Source organism: Sulfitobacter sp. M39, assembly GCF_021735935.1.
GTDB lineage: Bacteria > Pseudomonadota > Alphaproteobacteria > Rhodobacterales > Rhodobacteraceae > Sulfitobacter.
In genome coordinates this window covers 946,069-964,264 of record NZ_WMDZ01000001.1, presented here as the reverse complement: position 1 = coordinate 964,264, position 18,196 = coordinate 946,069, and the positions used below count along the sequence as shown (strand labels likewise).

Here is an 18,196-nt window from a genome sequence, read left to right as displayed (position 1 = left end):
CGGCGCAGCATCCACGATTGATTTCAACCTTTCGATCGGTCTAACTGCTTCTATGCAAATTTACCTGCCCATTGCCGAGCTGTCGGTCAACGCGTTCCTCCTTTTGGGGTTGGGCGGGATCGTGGGCGTTCTATCCGGCATGTTCGGCGTCGGGGGCGGATTTCTGATCACGCCGCTGCTGTTCTTTATCGGCATCCCCCCTGCGGTGGCTGTCGCCACAGGCGCGAACCAGATCGTTGCCTCTTCCTTCTCGGCACTGCTGGTGCATCTGAAACGCAAGACGGTGGATCTGCGCATGGGCAGCGTGCTGCTGGCGGGCGGGCTGGTCGGGGCCGCGGCGGGCGTCACCATCTTCAACTACCTCAAATCGCTGGGTCAGGTCGATCTGCTGGTCAACCTGTGCTATGTCGTTTTCCTTGGCATCATCGGTGGGCTGATGCTGATTGAATCGCTGAATGCGATGTACAAGACCCGCAGCGGCAAACGCCCCCCGCGCAAGAAACACACCTGGATCCAGAAGCTGCCGTTCAAGATGCGCTTTCGGGTCACGGGGCTTTATATCTCGGTCATCCCACCGTTGCTGGTCGGGGCCTTTGTCGGTCTTTTGGCCGCAATCATGGGCGTGGGCGGCGGCTTTATCATGGTACCGGCGATGATCTATCTGCTGGGGATGCCCACCAAGGTGGTTGTGGGGACCTCGCTGTTCCAGATCATCTTTGTGGCTGCGTTTACCACGATGCTGCACGCCACCACCAACTATACCGTCGACATCGTACTGGCCGTACTACTGCTGATCGGCGGGGTGATCGGCGCGCAGTTCGGGACCAGCCTTGGCACCAAGCTCAAGGCGGAACAGCTGCGTATCCTGCTTGCACTGCTGGTGCTGGTCGTCTGCGGCAAGCTGGCGCTGGAACTGTTACTGCAACCGGCAGAGCTTTATTCCGTCGGGTTCACATCATGATCCGTCTGCGTGCCCTTTTGGTGGCAGCGCTGGCCTGCCTGTCTTTCACCGCCACCGCGGACGAGGCGATTGTGCTGGGCCTGAACCAAAGCGAAGTCTCTATCTCCACCAATTTCAACGGGTCCGAGATCATCATCTTCGGGGCCGTCAAACGCGAGATACCGATCCCCGAAGGCCCCGAGCTTGAGGTCGTGGTGACCGTGTCCGGCCCGTCGGCCCCGGTCACTGTGCGGCGCAAGGAAAAGACCTTTGGCATCTGGGTGAACACCGCCGCCGTCGAGGTCGACCGTGCCCCCAGTTTCTATGCCGTCGCCACCAGTGGCCCCTTGCAGGACGTGCTGAACCGCACTGAGGACCTGCGCTATAAAATCTCTGTCCCGCGGGCGATCCGGTCAGTCGGTGCGCCGATGAATATCGAGGATTCCGCCGCCTTCTCGGACGCGCTGGTGCGCATCCGCAGCAAGGCGAACCAGTACCAACTGGACGAGGAAGGCGTGACGGTGGACGAACAGACCCTGTTCCGCGCGACGGTGCAGCTGCCCGCCTCCTTGATCGAGGGCGATTATAACACCCGCATTTTCCTGACCCGAGGCGGGTCCGTCGTGGCGCAATACGGAACGTTGATCGACGTCCGCAAGGTCGGGCTGGAACGTTGGCTATTCAATCTGTCGCGGGAGAATGCGCTGGCCTATGGGCTGCTGTCGCTGGCGATTGCCATCGCGGCGGGCTGGGGGGCCTCTAGCCTTTTTGCAGCGCTGCGCCGCTAGGCCGGATCATCCGTCTGTGTCTCAAGGCTCAGCGGGGCGGCAGGGGCCGCGCGCAGATCGTCCACCCGCAGCATTCCGGACGGTTTTGACAGGCGGTTGCGCACGACCCAGATCAACCGCTCTTGCGCGCGGGTGATCGCCACATAGGCCAGCCGCTTCCACAGCGGTTGCCCCGCCTCTGACCGCCCCATCCGCGCCGCTGCATAAAGGTCGGGCGCAAAGACCTGCACCGTGTCCCACTGGCTGCCCTGCGCCTTATGGATCGTCACCGCCGCCCCATGCAAAAACGTCGCCCCCATGCGCGCAGCAAAAGGGATAAAGGGTTCTTCCTCGTCCGGTTTTTCGATCTTCACGATCGACGCGGCAGAGATTTGCGGGTCTTCCGCGCCCATCACATGCAAGCGGCTAAAGCCCGGTTTGCGCCCTGCCCCCAGATAGACGACCTGCGCGCCCTTGATCAGGCCGCGCGCTTCAAGGTCGAGCCGTTTCTTGCGGTGTTTCAACGGCAGCTCGATCCCGTCGCAGATGAGCGGCTCCCCCTCTAGCAGCGCGTCATCGGGCGCGCCATAGACCGACCGGAACGCGTTGATCAGCCGGATGCGCGTGGCATTGCGCCAGACCAGCACGGGCGACCGCGCCATAAGGTCTACCTCTACCCGCTGGCCCCAGACGACACGGTCGTCCTTCTTTGACGCGTCTTCGACCATACGCTCGAACTGTTCAAAGCTCAGGTCAGGGTCGGCAAGCGCATGGGCCAGATCAAGGATCGGGTTATCGGCCTGTTGCCGGTGGATACGGCTGAGGTTCAGCACCCGTTCCTTGGGCAGCTTTTCAAACACCATCGTGCCCGACTGCCCCACGGGGGCCAACTGCGCCGGATCGCCAAAAAGCAGCAACGTCGGGAAGATCTCTTTCAGATCCTCGAACTGTTTGTCGTCCAGCATCGAACTTTCATCGACAAACCCGATATCCAGCGGTTCCTCGCGACGCTTCCATCCGGTGATGAAATCACTACCGCGCAGACCCGCAGCGGCCAAGGCACCGGGGATGGATTTGTTGTTCTCGTAGAACGCGAAGGCGCGGTCCAGCGAGACTTCGTTCATCCCCTCGATCACCGGGCGTTCACCGCTGCCCGCCAGCCATTCCGCGATGCGTTCGTATTCGGGGTCATAGACCGGCGTATAGAGGATGCGGTGGATCGTCGTCGCGGGCACGCCACGCAGCCGCAGGACCGATGCCGCCTTGTTGGTGGGTGCCAGAATGGCAAGGGTGCGCTTGTCTTTCTTCTTGCGCTCGTAATCGCCCGAAACGATATCGACGCCCGCATTTTCCAGCGCCTTGTACAGCTCTGCCAGCAGCAGCGTCTTACCAGACCCCGCCTTACCGGTCACCGCCAACACTTGGTCCGCCCCGCCCGCGGGGGGCATCAGCAGGTTGTCATCCAGATCAATGCCCGCATGGCGCAACATCTCGGTCACGCTGTCAAAGGCAGCCGCCTGATCGGCGGAGTAGGTAAGGGCAGGTACTGTCATGGCGCGACCCTAATTCAGCGCGGCAGCGGGGGCCAGATGGCATCGCCGTTATTCGCGCAATCAGCCCGTGCTAAACCGCCACGTGATGCCTGAAACGAAAACACCCGCGCACCGAAGGCTTGGTGCGCGGGTGTCTAGTCGATGTGTCGTCAGCGCCCCCTTGATCGGGGCCACCGAATTACTTTTTCGCGTCCAGCGCGTCTTCGAGCGTGCGCAGGCCGGTTTTGGGCGATTGCACCAGTACCGACATGTTGCCCGGCTTATGTTCGTTCGCCATCATCTTCATGTGCGCGTCGGGCAGATCGGCCCAGGTGAACACTTCGGACATGCACGGATCAAGACGGCGCTCTACCATCAGTTTGTTGGCGGCAGACGCCTGCTTGAGGTGGGCAAAGTGGCTGCCCTGCAAACGCTTCTGGTGCATCCACATATAGCGCACGTCAAACGTCAGGTTGAAACCCGAAGTCCCCGCGCAGATCACGACCATGCCGCCTTTTTTACAAACGAAGGTAGACACTGGGAACGTCGCCTCGCCGGGGTGTTCAAACACCATGTCGACGTTCACGCCCTTGCCTGTGATCTCCCAGATCGCGGCACCGAACTTGCGTGCCTCTTTGAACCATGTCGCATATTCGGGCGTGTTCACGGTGGGCATCTGACCCCAGCAGTTAAAGTCCTTGCGGTTCAGAACGCCCTTGGCGCCCAGATCCATCACGAAGTCACGCTTGGATTCATCCGAGATCACGCCAATCGCATTCGCGCCAGCGGTGTTGATCAGCTGGATCGCATAGGACCCCAGACCGCCCGAAGCGCCCCAGACCAGCACGTTCTGGCCCGGTTTCAGGTCATGAGGCTCGTGGCCGAACAGCATCCGGTAGGCCGTGGCCAGCGTCAGCGTGTAGCAAGCGGCCTCTTCCCATGTCAGGTGCTTGGGGCGTGGCATCAGCTGCTGCGCCTGCACATTGGTGAACTGGGCAAAGGATCCGTCGGGGGTCTCGTAGCCCCAGATACGCTGGCTGGGGGAATACATCGGGTCGCCGCCGTTGCACTCTTCGTCGTCGCCGTCATCCTGGTTGCAGTGGATCACGACTTCGTCGCCGACCTTCCAGCGTTTTACCTTGTCGCCAACCGCCCAGACGATGCCCGACGCGTCAGAGCCCGCAATGTGGAAGGGCTGCTTGTGGCCGTCGAAGGGGCTGATGGGTTTGCCCAAGGCAGCCCAGACACCGTTATAGTTCACACCCGCCGCCATCACGAGGACAAGCACCTCGTGACTGTCGAGCGACGGCACGTCCACGACCTCTTCGAGCATCGCGGTATTGGGGTTCCCGTGGCGTTCCTTGCGGATGGTCCATGCGTACATCTGCTTTGGAACGTAGCCCATCGGCGGGATTTCCCCGATCTCGTAAAGGTCTTTTTCCGGTGCGTCGTATTGCGCGATATTCGTGTCCAAGGCCATGTCGGTCTCCACAGTCAGAATAGGTTTGTGCCGCAGTGCAGAATCGCGGCGTCTACTGGTGGAATATGACCCTTCGCGCAACAATGCAACACCATTTGACCTCTAATTGTAATTTTATGACTTTGCAGACGCAGCAATTTCGTCAGTAGTTTTGTCTGTGTGACCTATCTGTCAAAGAAATGGGCAATAGAGTTGGCATAGAACCGCAATGCCGGGCGTTGCCCGTCCGCGGGGGCATAGCCACGATCCGAGGCCGTGATCATCCCGCGCTGCACCAGATGATCGCGCGCTCTGGCGACATTAGCGGCGAAATCCTGCGCCACCACAACAGCCTCGTCAGAGGCCCGCGCTGCCATGCCCTGCATTTCCTGTTCCAGTGCGACGCCATCCAGCGGCTTTTCCGCCAACAGCAGCACCCGCGCCAGCAAGGGCACAAACAACAGCGGCATCTCGTGTTCAATCCGCCCCATCAGATCCTGCGCCAGCCCGTCCACATTCGGCGCGTCGCCATAGTCGCGCAGATGCACCGGCGTGCCGAACACGACCACCGCCTCGCCGAAGCGCAGGAATTTACCGCGAATACGCAGCCAAGTTTTGCGAACAATGAATTTCAAAATGACCGAGATTTGCGCATCGAACCGGCGCGTGCCTGCTTCGTCCGCGGCAATCAACACGCGGTCTTCCAGCACGCGGTCATAGTTGATCGCCACCGGCACAAAGACGACATCGCGGTCTTTCAATTCTGCCTCAAGCACGTAGCCAAGCAGACCCATCTTGGGCGGCATCAACTTGCCGTTCAGGCTCAGCCCGCCCTCGGGGAAGATCGCCTGGGTCACCCCGCCTTCGGTTGCCATCTGCACATAGCGGGCCAAGACCTTGCGATACAGCGCGCCGCGCGATTTGCGCCGGATGAAATACGCCCCCATGGACCGGATCAACCGGCTAAGCGGCCAGACACGTGCCCATTCCCCCACAGCATAGCTGAGCGCAGACGCCTCCCCCGCGAGATAGGTCACAAGCACATAATCCATATTGCTGCGGTGGTTCATCACGAAGATGACCGTGGCGTCTGACGGGATACCTTCGATCACCGCGTCGTTGCGCGATCCGGTGCGCACATCATACAGCGCATTCGCCAGAAACCGCGCCAGCCGGATGCCAAAACTGAAATAGGCAAAGGCGCTAAAACTCGGGACGATCTCGCGGGCATAGCGGCGCGCCTGTTCGGAGGCGACGTTCTCGGGGATACCTTCGGCGCGGGCGTGATCCACAATCGCCTGACTGATCTGCGGGTCATAGATCAGCCGCTGGATCATATCGTGCCGCCGTGCGAGCTTGAACGGTTCAATCGGGCGGGTCAGCCGCGTGTTCAGCTGCGCGACAGCTTTCTCCAGCCGTCTGCGAAAGAACCACCGGACCGAGGGCAACAAAAAATGGCTAAGCGCGGTTACCGCCGCGAACAGCAGGATCACCGCGAAAAGCCAGACGGGAAGTTCAATCGTTTGCGTCATCGCCCAACCCTTGCAGGACCCGCGCTGTCTGGGCAACATAAAACAGTCAACCACACATAGGGCACCCCTAGGCAAGGCACGCGCGACCGTAACGCAGCGGCTTTCGCCCATGCCGCAATGCAGCGAATTGACAGAGCCTGATTATTTCACGTATCAATCGACCAGCGCAAGAATATTACCCATTCGATTCACGAAAGGCCGCCCCATGTCGCAACCGCAAAAAGACCGCCCCTGGCTGATCCGAACCTACGCCGGACACTCCACCGCCGAGGCATCCAATGCGCTGTATCGCGCGAACCTTTTGAAAGGGCAGACCGGCCTGTCGGTCGCCTTCGACCTGCCCACCCAGACCGGATATGACAGCGATCACATCCTGTCGCGCGGCGAAGTCGGCAAAGTCGGCGTGCCCGTGGCGCATTTGGGCGATATGCGCAGCCTGTTCAAGGATATCCCGCTTGAGCAGATGAACACCTCGATGACGATCAACGCCACCGCGCCGTGGCTGCTGGCGCTGTATATTGCTGTGGCCGAGGAACAGGGCGCGGATGTGTCCAAGCTGCAAGGCACCGTGCAGAACGACCTGATCAAGGAATACCTATCGCGTGGCACCTATATCTGCCCGCCTGCCCCGTCGCTTAAGATGATCGCGGATGTGGCCGAGTATTGCTATACTAGCGTGCCCAAGTGGAACCCGATGAACGTCTGTTCCTACCACCTGCAAGAGGCCGGTGCCACGCCCGAGCAAGAGCTGGCCTTTGCCCTTGCCACCGCCACCGCCGTGCTGGACGCCCTGCGCCCCCGCGTCCCCGAAGAGGACTTCCCCATGCTGGTGGGGCGGATCTCTTTCTTTGTGAATGCGGGCATCCGGTTTGTCACCGAGATGTGCAAGATGCGCGCCTTCGGCGACCTGTGGGACGAAATCTGCCGCGACCGCTATGGCGTTGAAGACCCGAAATACCGCCGCTTCCGCTATGGAGTGCAGGTGAACTCCCTCGGGCTGACCGAACAGCAGCCCGAAAATAACGTCTACCGCATCCTGATCGAGATGCTGGCGGTGACCCTGTCAAAGAACGCCCGTGCCCGCGCCGTGCAGCTGCCCGCGTGGAACGAAGCGCTTGGCCTGCCGCGCCCGTGGGACCAGCAATGGTCGATGCGGATGCAGCAGATCATGGCCTACGAGACAGACCTGCTGGAGTTTGACGACCTGTTCGATGGCAACCCCGCCGTGGACCGTAAGGTCGAAGCGCTGAAAGAGGGCGCACGGGCCGAACTGGCGAACCTTGACGATATGGGCGGCGCGATTTCGGCGATTGACTATATGAAGTCTCGTCTGGTCGAAAGCAACGCCGACCGTCTGGGTCGGATCGAGGCCGGCGAGACCATCGTCGTCGGCGTGAACAAGTGGCAACAGGGCGAACCCTCGCCCCTGATGACGGGCGATGGCGGCATCATGGTCGTGGACCCCGCGGTCGAGGCCGACCAGATCAACCGTCTGAACGCATGGCGCGACAGCCGCGACCAGGCCGCCGTGGACAAGGCGCTGGCCGATCTGCGCGCCGCCGCTGCCGAAGGGCGCAATGTAATGGAACCCTCTATCGCCGCGGCCAAGGCCGGGGTTACCACCGGCGAATGGGCCGAACAGATGCGCAGCGTACACGGCGAATACCGTGGGCCAACAGGCGTTGCTTCGGGCCGGTCAAACAAGACCGAGGGGCTGGACGACCTGCGCGACGCCGTGGACGCCGTCAGCACCCGTCTGGGTCGCCGGCTGAGCTTCCTTGTCGGGAAACCGGGGCTCGACGGGCATTCGAACGGTGCCGAACAGATCGCCGTGCGCGCCCGCGATTGCGGCATGGAAATTGCCTATGAGGGTATTCGCCTGACGCCGTCGGAAATTGTTTCCGCCGCCGCGGAAGGGGAACACCATGTTGTCGGGCTTTCGATTCTTTCGGGATCGCATATTCCATTGGTCGAGGATTTAATGAAACAAATGCGCGCCGCCGGATTGGATCACATTCCCGTAATCGTGGGTGGTATTATTCCGGAAGAAGACGCCAAAAGATTGCGCGCTATGGGAGTCGCCCGTGTTTACACGCCGAAAGACTTTGAATTGAATACAATCATGGCAGACATCGTCACACTCGCCGATCCCGAAACTGTGGCCGCCGAATAAAAAGCGGCCAATTCAAAAACTCTTTGTTTGTTCATTCTTTTGGCGTAAAGCATTAATTGGCTTTTCGACAAAGGAATGAGCGAGAATGAGTATTGATCTAAGCACAATGTCCCACAAACAGCTGGAACAGCATTTGGAAGACGTGAAGATGGCGATTAAAAACGCATATGAACGCGACCGCGTAGAAGCCCGCAAAGCCGCTGAAAAAGCAGCCGCCGAATACGGGTTCTCGCTGGATGAAGTATCCGGCGGTGCGAAAAAGGGCAAAGCCGCGAAAGCTGCCGCGAAATATGCCAACCCCGAAGACCCCGGCCAGACATGGACCGGCAAGGGCCGCCAGCCCAACTGGTTCCGCGACCTGATCGCCAGCGGCACAGACCCAGAGACGTTGGAACTGTAAACCGGACTGATATGCGCACAGCGTGCGATTATTGCGCCACCTCGGCGCATCCCCTTGGCTTTGGAAATATAAAGAGCATCCTATGACAATCCATATTGGCGCAAAACCCGGCGATATTGCCGAAACAGTCCTTATGCCCGGCGACCCGTATCGCGCGAAATGGGCTGCTGAAACATTCCTTAAAGATGCAAAACTTGTAAATGAAGTGCGCGGCATGCTGGGTTTCACCGGCACATGGAATGGCAACCGCGTCACTATTCAGGGCTCTGGCATGGGGATGCCGTCGCTGTCGATTTATGCCAATGAATTGATTTCCGAATACAACGCGCAAACCCTTATTCGGATTGGATCTTGTGGCGGGATGCAGCCGCAGGTTGGTATTCGCGATGTCATTATTGCCATGACCGCCACGACAATTACCTCGCCTTCTTCCGGTATCTTCCGCGAGATGAATTACGCCCCCTGTGCCGATTGGTCCCTGCTGCGCGCTGCCGTGGACGCGGCAGAGGCGAAAGGCACGAAAACCCATGTCGGCGGGATCTATTCCTCGGATGTCTTTTATGCCGAACGCCCCGATCTGGACGAGCAGATGACCCGCCACGGTATTCTGGGTGTCGAGATGGAAGCGGCAGAGCTTTATACCCTCGCCGCGCGCCACAAACGCCGTGCGCTGGCGGTGCTGACAGTCAGCGACCACCTGCAAACCGGCGAAGCGCTGCCCGCGGAAGAGCGCGAGAAATCCTTTGGCGATATGGTCGAAATCGCGCTACAGGCGGCTTTCCCCAATAACTGATGCACGATGATCCCCCGTCGGACGCTCCGCGGGGGATTTATATCCATTTGGAAACATGGCCGGGTGCTACCCCGTTTCCTTAGCCCCCGTGGCTGCGGTCGTAGCCGTTGGGGGGCGGGCTTTGCCACCCATCAAGCGCGCCTTTGGCGGGGGCGAACACCTCTATCAATAGCGGATAGCAGGCGGCGACGTCCGAGGAGTGTTTGGCCGAACAATCGCCCCCCGGACAGGCGCTGAGCGCGCCGAGCAGGTCGATCTCGGCGAAAAACTCAAGGTAGTCGCCGGGGCGCACGGGGCTGGCCTTCATGAAGTACTGGCCGGTGTCGCGGGTAAAGCCGGTGCACATAAAGACGTTCAGCACATCATGCACGAAAGGCTCTGCCTCGGCATAGGAAATGCCCTGATGATCCGCCAAGGCCCGGATCAGGTTGGAGTGGCAGCAATGGTGGTATTGCCCGCCTGACAACAGCTGGTTGGTATAGGGATCGCAGCGCGTGCCGATCACATCATGCACCGAGCCGCCGAAGGCATCCATGCCGTACCAGTCCAGCGTATCATGGGTCAGCGTCGCCATAGGGCGCAGCGTGGGAAAACTGCTCCACATGCGCTGGCCGGTGGTGATATGCGTGCCATGCAGCGCGCGGGTTTTGCCGGAGTAGAACCGTTCGGACAGATCGTTTTGCGCCCAGAGGTTCAGATCACCGACCTGTGGCCCCTCGATTGAAGTGATCCGAAAGAAATATCCCGCAGGCACGGTAAAGCAGCTTGCGTCACGAGGGGCGACGGTGACCTCGTCCACCTTGGTCAGCTTCTCGCGCGCGCGCCCGTAAAGCGCCATGTCAGGCACGGGCAGTGTTTCGACGGGATAGCAGATCACGGGCGCAACAGCGCGGCGGGCGTCGGCATCATGGGGCGGTGTCATAGCGGAAACTCCTGACTGTTGGGTCCGATCCTGAGGCCATCGCGCACGGCGTCAGAGAGGCCGGCCGCCGACGTTGGCCTTGCAGTCGCGGGGGGCCGATAGGGTGGCGGTATAAGCCTCTGCCCCGCAGGCGACGCAGTGGTAGAACTGTAGGCTGCCTTTGTCGCGGGTATTGTCCTTGCGCCAGCGGCATCCGCGCACCGCTTTATCACGGTAGGCAAAATAGGCGACAATCGCAAAAGCGATGACAAAGGCAATCAGGATCATAGGGGGCACATGTCACGCCCCCCGCGCCAACAGGCAGCGGGAGGCGTAGGTTGCGATGGGATCAAACGGTGCGTTCGACCATCATCTTTTTGATATTGGCAATGGCTGCGGCAGGGTTCAGGCCCTTGGGGCAGGTCTTGGCGCAGTTCATGATGGTGTGGCAGCGGTACAGTTTGAACGGGTCTTCCAGATCATCCAGACGTTCGCCTGTGGCTTCATCGCGGCTGTCGATGATCCAGCGGTAGGCATGCAGCAACGCGGCTGGCCCGAGGTAGCGGTCGCCGTTCCACCAGTAGCTGGGGCAGGATGTCGAGCAGCAGGCGCACATGATGCACTCATAAAGCCCGTCCAGCTTGGCACGGTCGTCGATCGACTGTTTCCATTCTTTCGCGGGCTCTGCCGTCTTGGTTTCAAGCCACGGCTGGATGGAGGCGTGCTGCGCGTAGAAATGCGTGAGGTCGGGGATCAGATCCTTGACCACGGGCATGTGTGGCAGCGGATAGATCTTCACCGCGCCTTTCACCTCGTCCACGCCATAGGTACAGGCCAGCGTGTTGATCCCGTCGATGTTCATCGCGCAGGACCCGCAGATGCCTTCGCGGCAGGACCGGCGGAAGGTCAGGGTCGGGTCGATCTCGTTCTTGATCTTGATCAGCGCGTCCAGAATCATCGGGCCGCAGGTGTCCATATCGACGAAATACGTGTCGATGGCGGGGTTCTTGCCGTCATCCGGATTCCAGCGATAGACCTGAAACTGCCGCAGGTTCTTGGCACCTTCGGGTTTGGGCCATGTTTTACCGGTCGTCATCCGGGAGTTCTTGGGGAGCGTGAGTTGAACCATATCGCTTCTCCTGGTCTGTCGGGCAGTTGCCCAGTTCGTTACAATTCTGGCGCTTACGTCTTTCGGATGTAAAGCGCATTTCCCTCGGCGCGCAGGGTTTGACGGTACCCAGCGGCCAGTATCTCTGCACAAAGATCGCCGTCCCACTGATCCGCATGGCGGACCTCTATCAAGATCGCATCCGGCAGCCAGCCGCCGGATTTGCCCTGTGCGAGGATGGGGTTCAGCACGACCTCCTCGGCCCCTTCGACATCGATCTTGAGGATCGTGCCGTCATGGTGCCGTGCGGCGTGTGTAAAGGCGGACAGGGGCCGTGTGGGCACCAGCACGCCGCCGTTTTGTTGCTTGCCCTCGATCGGGAGCAGCGATGCCTGACCGTAATTGTGCCCGCGGAAGTTCAGCATCGCCTCGCCCTCACGGTCGGACAGCGCGCAGCCTTCGATACGCACGCGGTCGGTCAGATTGTTCAGCGCGATGTTCATGCCAAGCCGGCCGATCATCAGCGGGTTGGGTTCGAATGCCACAACGCGCGACCCGTCGCCCGCGGCCATCGCCAGCGGGATCGAATAGGCCCCGCAGTTGGCACCGATGTCAAAGACCAGCATATTGCGGTTTTCCACCAGTTCAACCAAGGCCGCCAGCGATTTGATCTCGGGCGGGTATTCGTTCAGCCAAAGGCAGGTTTCGGTATAATTATCGCGCGGATCCACCACCATGCGGATGTCGGCAAACTCCACCTCTGTGGGGCCAAGCTGCGCTTTGATGCGGGTGCGTTCGCTGGTGTCGCCGTCACGGAATTGCGCGCGCAGATCGGCCATATGGCCTGCATTCTTGCCCTGCGTATCCGGCATGACGTTCGGGTGACCCATTAGCCCAGCAACCCCGGTACGCTGCCAGCAGAACGCGACAGGCATTGCACGGTTTCGGGGCGCGACAGTACCGCACGCACGGTGGCGACTGTGGTGTCATCCACGCCGATCACGGCGGATTTGGCGAAAACGCGCACCTGAGCCGCATCGGCATTGTCGACGATACAATCGGTGAAGGGCGTGATCAGCTGCTTGGGCACCTGCGGAAAGCGCGTGGCAAGGGTTTCGGTGATGACCCCCTTGGTGCCTTCGCGGGCGATGCTGTCGACCTGCTGACTGGCCTCGGCACAGGCCGACACGGCCAGGATCATGGTCATAGCGATAAACTGTTTCATGTCGCCTGCCCTCCGCCTGCAGGACGAGGGCATGGCCCTCGGTTTGGTCCCCTGCCCCCAAAAGCGGAGGCAGGGTTTCAGATCAATACACCCGTGCTTTGGGTGCGATCTTTTTCATGTCGATCCCGCCTTCGGATTCCTCGGTCAGCGGGTCAAGGTGCACACCACGGTAGCTGAGCGTTGCCGCGTTCCCGTCGAAATACGCGAGGCTGTGCTTGCGCCAGTTTGCGTCGTCACGATCAGGGTAATCCTCGTGCGCGTGGGCACCGCGGCTTTCCTTGCGGGCAGCAGCGGCGGTGATGGTGGCCACGGCGTTCGGCATCAGGTTGGTCAGCTCAAGCGTTTCCATCAGGTCAGAGTTCCAGACCAGCGATGTGTCGGTCACGTGCAGATCAGCGATCTTGCCGGCGACTTCATCCATCTTGACCTTGCCTTCGTTCAGCGTCTTGTCGGTACGGAAAACCGCAGCATCGGCCTGCATGGTTTTCTGCATCTCAAGGCGCAGCTCGGCGGTCGGGATCTGGCCCTTGGCATAGCGCAGGCTGTCAAAGCGTTCAAAGGCGGCATCGACGGACTTCTGGTTCGGCGTTGGCACGGGTGCCTCTGCGTCGACGACCTCTTTCGCGCGGATCGCGGCGGCGCGGCCAAAGACCACAAGATCGATGAGAGAGTTCGAGCCCAAGCGGTTCGCCCCGTGTACCGAGGCACAGCCCGCTTCGCCCACGGCCATCAGGCCCGGTGCCACGCGGTCCGGCGCGTCTTCGGTCGGTGCCAGCACTTCGCCCCAATAGTTTGTAGGGATACCGCCCATGTTATAGTGTACGGTCGGCAGAACCGGGATCGGTTCCTTGGTCAGGTCCACCCCTGCAAAGATGCGCGCGGATTCAGAGATACCGGGCAGACGCAGATCAAGCGTTTCTTTGGGCAGGTGGTTCAGGTGCAGGTGGATGTGGTCTTTGTTCTCGCCCACACCGCGGCCTTCACGGATTTCCATCGTCATACAGCGTGAAACAACGTCACGGCTAGCAAGGTCTTTGTAGGTGGGGGCATACCGCTCCATAAAGCGTTCGCCTTCCGAGTTGGTCAGATACCCGCCTTCGCCACGCGCGCCTTCGGTGATCAGACAGCCCGCGCCATAGATGCCGGTGGGGTGGAATTGCACGAATTCCATATCCTGCAGGGGCAGGCCCGCACGCGCCGCCATACCGCCGCCGTCGCCGGTGCAGGTATGCGCCGATGTCGCCGAGAAATAGGCACGGCCATAGCCGCCTGTCGCCAGAACAACCATCTTGGCGCTGAACAAGTGCATAGTGCCGTCGTCCAGCTTCCAGCACAGCACACCCTGACACACACCGTCATCCGACATGATCAGATCAATAGCGAAATATTCGATGTAGAATTCAGCGTTATGCTTCAGCGATTGACCGTAAAGCGTGTGCAGGATCGCGTGGCCGGTCCGGTCGGCGGCGGCACAGGTCCGCTGCACGGGGGGGCCTTCGCCAAATTCGGTGGTGTGGCCGCCGAAGGGACGCTGGTAGATCTTTCCCGCTTCGGTCCGCGAGAAAGGCACACCGTAGTGTTCAAGCTCGTACACCGCCTTGGGGGCTTCGCGAGCGAGGTATTCCATCGCGTCTGTGTCACCCAGCCAGTCAGAGCCCTTGACGGTGTCATACATATGCCACTGCCAGTTATCGGGGCCCATGTTGGACAGCGACGCCGCGATACCGCCCTGCGCCGCAACCGTGTGCGAACGGGTCGGGAAAACTTTGGTCACGCAGGCTGTTTTCAGCCCTTGCTCTGCCATGCCAAGTGTCGCACGCAGGCCAGCGCCGCCAGCCCCCACGACAACGACATCATATTCATGCGTTTCATATTCATATGCAGCCATGTCTCGGTCTCCGGTATAGCGTAGGCGTGTGTTAAAGCGCGATGCGGGCGATGGCGAAAACGCCAACCGCGGCCGCACCATAGCTGAGGCAGGTCATCAGGATGATCGCAACTTTCTGCGACAGCCCGTGGACGTAATCCTCGATCAGCACTTGGACACCGTCGTTAAAATGTTTGAAGCCAACGATCAGCGTCAGGGCGGCGACGATCGCGGGGAAAGGCCTGCTGTAGTAGGCGATGATCTCTTCGTAGGTGCCCCCAAGGGCGGACCCGAAGGTAAAGACGAAAAGCGGGATCAGGATCAGCAGCGCAACAGAGCTGACTTTCATCGCCCAGAAATGTGCGGTGCCCGATTTGGCCGAGCCCATGCCCATAGCGCGTTTGCGGTCTGTCAAATAAGCCATGTGTCTATCCCTCAGATGATCAGCGCGGTGATGATGGTCAAAATGACTGAACCGATCAGCGCGGCCCAGCCCAGCTTTTCAGCCGTCGGGATATCTAGCGCATAGCCGTTGTCCCAGATCAGGTGCCGGATACCGGCGAGCGTGTGATACCACAGCCCCAGCAGCGACAAGAACATGATCAGGTCACCGAACCAGCTGGTGATGAAACCGTTTGCAAAGTCGAAATATTCCGCCGACGTTGCTGCCGCGAGGAACCACCAGACGATCAGCAGCGCGGCGACCAGCATGGCGTTGCCGGTGATCCGCGTCAGGATCGACGTCATGGAGGTCAGTTGCGGGCGATAGATCGTCAGGTGGGGTGACAGCGGGCGGTTGCCCCGGTTCACATCTGCCATGATGGATTCCTTTTCTCGTCAGGTTACGGTCATAGATAACGGTATTTTTGGGACTGTCACGTCCAGAGGCGTGAATTTGAAGCGGTTTATTGGCGCAGTTGCCCAAACCCTTCGGTTAGCGCCGGACATTTCCGACATTTGTGATCACTAATTTTCAAGCTGTGATCACAAGCCCAAAGGCGACTGAAACTGTCGGATTTGACGCGCCCTGAGCAGGTCGAATTCGCGCTGTGAAATGCCCTGCAAAGCGTGGCTGGTCGCTAAGCGACGGCAGCGGCAGACCTGCCTGCCATCGGATATTATAGTAAGGGGGGGGAAAGAGCGGCTTTGGCGTCATCCCGTGGGATCGTCCAATAGCAAGTGCAGGTGCAGCGGGCGGGGTTTACCCTGGTCACGACCACACCCGCCCGCTGCACCTTGGTGTATTACTTCAGCGATTCATCGATGCCTTTGCACGCATCGACCAAGCCTTTAACGGCGTTCACAGAGTTGTCGAACATGGACTGTTCGTCCTTGTTCATCGAGATCTCGACCACACGTTCGACGCCACCAGCACCGATCACGGTGGGCACGCCAACATAGAAGCCGTCCAGCCCATAGGCACCGTCAACATAGGCGGCACAAGGCAGAACGCGTTTTTGGTCTTTCAGATAGGATTCGGCCATTTCGATTGCCGATGTCGCAGGCGCGTAGAACGCCGAACCGGTTTTCAGCAGACCAACGATTTCGGCACCGCCATCACGGGTTCGCTGAACGATCGCGTCCAGCTTATCCTGTGTGGTCCAGCCCATTTTCACCAGATCAGGCAATGGGATACCCGCAACGGTGGAATAGCGCGTCAGGGGCACCATTGTATCGCCGTGGCCGCCCAGAACGAAGGCAGTGACGTCTTTCATGGAGACGTTAAATTCCGACGCGAGGAAGTGACGGAAGCGTGCCGAATCAAGCACACCGGCCATACCGCAAACCTTGTGGTGGGGCAGACCGGAGAATTCGCGCAGCGCCCAAACCATCGCGTCCAGCGGGTTGGTGATGCAGATAACGAATGCGTCTGGTGCGTGGGCAGCGATGCCTTCGCCAACGGATTTCATAACCTTGAGGTTGATTCCCAGCAGGTCATCACGGCTCATACCGGGCTTACGCGCAACACCGGCAGTCACGATGCAAACGTCTGCGCCAGCGATGTCAGAGTAGTCATTCGCGCCGGTCATGGTCGCGTCGAATTTGGCGGATGGGCCCGATTCTGCGATATCGAGGGCCTTACCCTGCGGGATGCCTTCGGCGATGTCGAACAGGACAACGTCGCCCAGTTCCTTGATTGCTGCGAGATGGGCAAGCGTGCCCCCGATTTGCCCTGCGCCGATAAGCGCGATCTTGGGTCTGGCCATGTGGTATACTCCGACAGGGTTACATTTCGCTTCGGGATACCGAAATGAAGCGCACCGTGCAAGTTGCGCTTGGTCCGGCGTCACGTCAGACCGCGCAGAGCCATAAAAAACGGGACCGTTTCTTTCGAAACGATCCCGTCTTGGTCAGCTTTTCAGCAAGCTATTGCCGAATTTGACTTAGCGTTAAGCTTAGCCTTGGTATTCGGGCTGTGCTTCCAGCGCTTCTTCGCTGCTGTCGATGTAGATGCGGAAGTCGTCGCCTTCAGCGTTCTTCATGATCTGCAGTTCGTCCCAAGTGACGGCAACAGGCTTTTCGCCAATGCCCAGGAAACCACCGACGTTGATCACAACTTGGCCGACTTCGCCGTTGTCACCCATAACCAGGGCACCAATTTCACCGACGGTCTCGTCGTTGGCACCGTAAACATAGGACCCTTCCAGGTCTTCTGCTGTCAGCGCGGCAACTTCGTCAGTTGTGGCATTGGCATAGCCTTCACGCTCAACCGCTGGGGCTGTCAGCATGGGGCGTTCCATATCTTGCTCTAGTTCGTTTGCGCCATCCGCCATTTCGGTGGTCGCTTCGTCAACGGCCTGCTCTGTTTCAGCGGCTGCTTCTTCGGCTTCCATTTCAGCTTCGTTTGCCAGTGCTTCGGCATCCGCTTCCATTTCGGTCTCTGTGTCGACCTCAGCTTCGGCGTTCACGTCGGTCGCTGCCATATCTGTCTCAGCGTTCATGTCGGCATTGGCGTCCATGTTTGCTTCGGTTTCCATGTTAGCTTCGTCGTCCATACGTTCGAACGCTGGGGCTTTTTCAAGCATCTCTTTGCTTGTGTTCACCACGAGGAAACGGTCGTCGCTGTCACCTTCTTCGGTCACGATGCGGATCTCGTCCATGTTCACGCTTACGTCACGCTCGCCCATACCGAGGAAGCCGCCGATGCCGAGGATAACGGCCTTAACGTTGCCTTCGGAATCCAGCAGGACGTCGTTGATTTCGCCGATGTCGTCCCATTCCTTTTCGCCGTCAGCGGCGATGGTGGAATTTGCTTCAACTTCTGTCTCGGAATTGTAGATGCGCATGCCGATCAGGTCGGACGCGAAGAAGTCAGTTTCTTGCGCTGTCACGGTACCAAAACCAGCTGCATGTGCATCTGCAAATGCGGGACCAGTCAAGCTCAGGATGATTGCGGTTGTGCCAAGAATACGTTTCATTGTTGATACTCCTTTAGAAGTTCCGGGTGATAATCACTCGGTTGTGATATCAACGATGATGTGGCGATTGCGTTCCGGCG

At 59.7% G+C, this 18,196-nt stretch carries 18 protein-coding genes; 5 read left to right on the top strand and 13 right to left on the bottom strand.

What is annotated here, in order from left to right; translation table 11 throughout:
* The first annotated feature begins 52 nt into the window (after positions 1 to 52).
* A complete protein-coding gene (locus tag GLP43_RS04655; protein WP_005851548.1) occupies positions 53 to 961 on the top strand; it encodes a sulfite exporter TauE/SafE family protein in 909 nt (302 codons plus the stop codon).
* Positions 958 to 1,728 (top strand): TIGR02186 family protein, encoded by a 771-nt coding sequence (locus GLP43_RS04650; protein ID WP_237278385.1) that lies wholly within the window; start codon positions 958 to 960, stop codon positions 1,726 to 1,728. Before GLP43_RS04655 ends, GLP43_RS04650 begins: the two co-directional genes overlap by 4 nt.
* Here GLP43_RS04650 and GLP43_RS04645 read toward each other — a convergent pair.
* The 3 genes from GLP43_RS04645 to GLP43_RS04635 all read right to left on the bottom strand — a co-directional run bounded on the left by GLP43_RS04645 (position 1,725) and on the right by GLP43_RS04635 (position 6,230).
* The gene (locus GLP43_RS04645; RefSeq protein WP_237278384.1) at positions 1,725 to 3,260 is read right to left on the bottom strand and encodes an ATP-dependent DNA helicase; all 1,536 of its coding nucleotides are present in this window, start codon (positions 3,258 to 3,260) and stop codon (positions 1,725 to 1,727) included. The two genes, GLP43_RS04650 and GLP43_RS04645, sit on opposite strands and share 4 nt — an antisense overlap.
* 178 nt (positions 3,261 to 3,438) lie before the next feature.
* A complete protein-coding gene (gene ccrA / locus GLP43_RS04640; protein ID WP_237278383.1) occupies positions 3,439 to 4,719 on the bottom strand; it encodes a crotonyl-CoA carboxylase/reductase in 1,281 nt (426 codons plus the stop codon).
* Between the two features lie 164 nt (positions 4,720 to 4,883).
* Positions 4,884 to 6,230: a 1-acyl-sn-glycerol-3-phosphate acyltransferase gene (locus GLP43_RS04635; RefSeq protein ID WP_237278382.1), complete on the bottom strand. Its 1,347-nt coding sequence runs from the start codon at positions 6,228 to 6,230 to the stop codon at positions 4,884 to 4,886.
* Between the two features lie 181 nt (positions 6,231 to 6,411).
* Here GLP43_RS04635 and GLP43_RS04630 point away from each other — a divergent pair, with 181 nt between their 5' ends.
* From GLP43_RS04630 to deoD, 3 genes are all read left to right on the top strand, one after another.
* On the top strand, positions 6,412 to 8,403 hold the full coding sequence (locus GLP43_RS04630) for a methylmalonyl-CoA mutase family protein (protein WP_443069473.1): 1,992 nt from the start codon (positions 6,412 to 6,414) through the stop codon (positions 8,401 to 8,403).
* 85 nt (positions 8,404 to 8,488) lie between these two features.
* Complete coding sequence (locus tag GLP43_RS04625; RefSeq protein ID WP_237278380.1) at positions 8,489 to 8,803, top strand: H-NS histone family protein; 315 nt, start codon at positions 8,489 to 8,491, stop codon at positions 8,801 to 8,803.
* Positions 8,804 to 8,885: 82 nt separating this feature from the next.
* Positions 8,886 to 9,596, top strand: a complete 711-nt coding sequence (gene deoD / locus GLP43_RS04620; protein ID WP_132997154.1) for a purine-nucleoside phosphorylase — start codon at positions 8,886 to 8,888, stop codon at positions 9,594 to 9,596.
* A gap of 79 nt (positions 9,597 to 9,675) precedes the next feature.
* On the opposite strand, the gene GLP43_RS04615 is transcribed toward deoD, so the two are convergent.
* The 10 genes from GLP43_RS04615 to GLP43_RS04570 form a co-directional block, all read right to left on the bottom strand.
* Complete coding sequence (locus GLP43_RS04615) at positions 9,676 to 10,518, bottom strand: urea carboxylase-associated family protein (protein ID WP_237278379.1); 843 nt, start codon at positions 10,516 to 10,518, stop codon at positions 9,676 to 9,678.
* 51 nt (positions 10,519 to 10,569) lie between these two features.
* Positions 10,570 to 10,785, bottom strand: a complete 216-nt coding sequence (locus GLP43_RS04610) for a hypothetical protein (protein ID WP_237278378.1) — start codon at positions 10,783 to 10,785, stop codon at positions 10,570 to 10,572.
* A gap of 61 nt (positions 10,786 to 10,846) precedes the next feature.
* Positions 10,847 to 11,626 (bottom strand): succinate dehydrogenase iron-sulfur subunit, encoded by a 780-nt coding sequence (locus tag GLP43_RS04605; protein ID WP_005851531.1) that lies wholly within the window; start codon positions 11,624 to 11,626, stop codon positions 10,847 to 10,849.
* A 53-nt stretch (positions 11,627 to 11,679) separates the two neighbouring features.
* Positions 11,680 to 12,477, bottom strand: coding sequence for an FkbM family methyltransferase (locus tag GLP43_RS04600; protein WP_237278377.1), 798 nt, complete (start codon positions 12,475 to 12,477; stop codon positions 11,680 to 11,682).
* Between the two features lie 17 nt (positions 12,478 to 12,494).
* Positions 12,495 to 12,830: a hypothetical protein gene (locus tag GLP43_RS04595; RefSeq protein ID WP_237278376.1), complete on the bottom strand. Its 336-nt coding sequence runs from the start codon at positions 12,828 to 12,830 to the stop codon at positions 12,495 to 12,497.
* Between the two features lie 82 nt (positions 12,831 to 12,912).
* Positions 12,913 to 14,718 (bottom strand): succinate dehydrogenase flavoprotein subunit, encoded by a 1,806-nt coding sequence (gene sdhA, locus GLP43_RS04590; protein ID WP_237278375.1) that lies wholly within the window; start codon positions 14,716 to 14,718, stop codon positions 12,913 to 12,915.
* 31 nt (positions 14,719 to 14,749) lie between these two features.
* A complete protein-coding gene (sdhD, locus tag GLP43_RS04585; RefSeq protein WP_037964988.1) occupies positions 14,750 to 15,121 on the bottom strand; it encodes a succinate dehydrogenase, hydrophobic membrane anchor protein in 372 nt (123 codons plus the stop codon).
* Positions 15,122 to 15,132: 11 nt separating this feature from the next.
* A complete protein-coding gene (gene sdhC / locus GLP43_RS04580) occupies positions 15,133 to 15,516 on the bottom strand; it encodes a succinate dehydrogenase, cytochrome b556 subunit (protein WP_237278374.1) in 384 nt (127 codons plus the stop codon).
* A gap of 425 nt (positions 15,517 to 15,941) precedes the next feature.
* A complete protein-coding gene (gene mdh / locus GLP43_RS04575) occupies positions 15,942 to 16,904 on the bottom strand; it encodes a malate dehydrogenase (protein WP_237278373.1) in 963 nt (320 codons plus the stop codon).
* A 189-nt stretch (positions 16,905 to 17,093) separates the two neighbouring features.
* Positions 17,094 to 18,116 carry a PRC-barrel domain-containing protein gene (locus GLP43_RS04570; RefSeq protein ID WP_237278372.1) on the bottom strand — a complete coding sequence of 341 codons (1,023 nt, stop codon included), beginning with the start codon at positions 18,114 to 18,116 and terminating at the stop codon, positions 17,094 to 17,096.
* Positions 18,117 to 18,196: the final 80 nt, after the last annotated feature.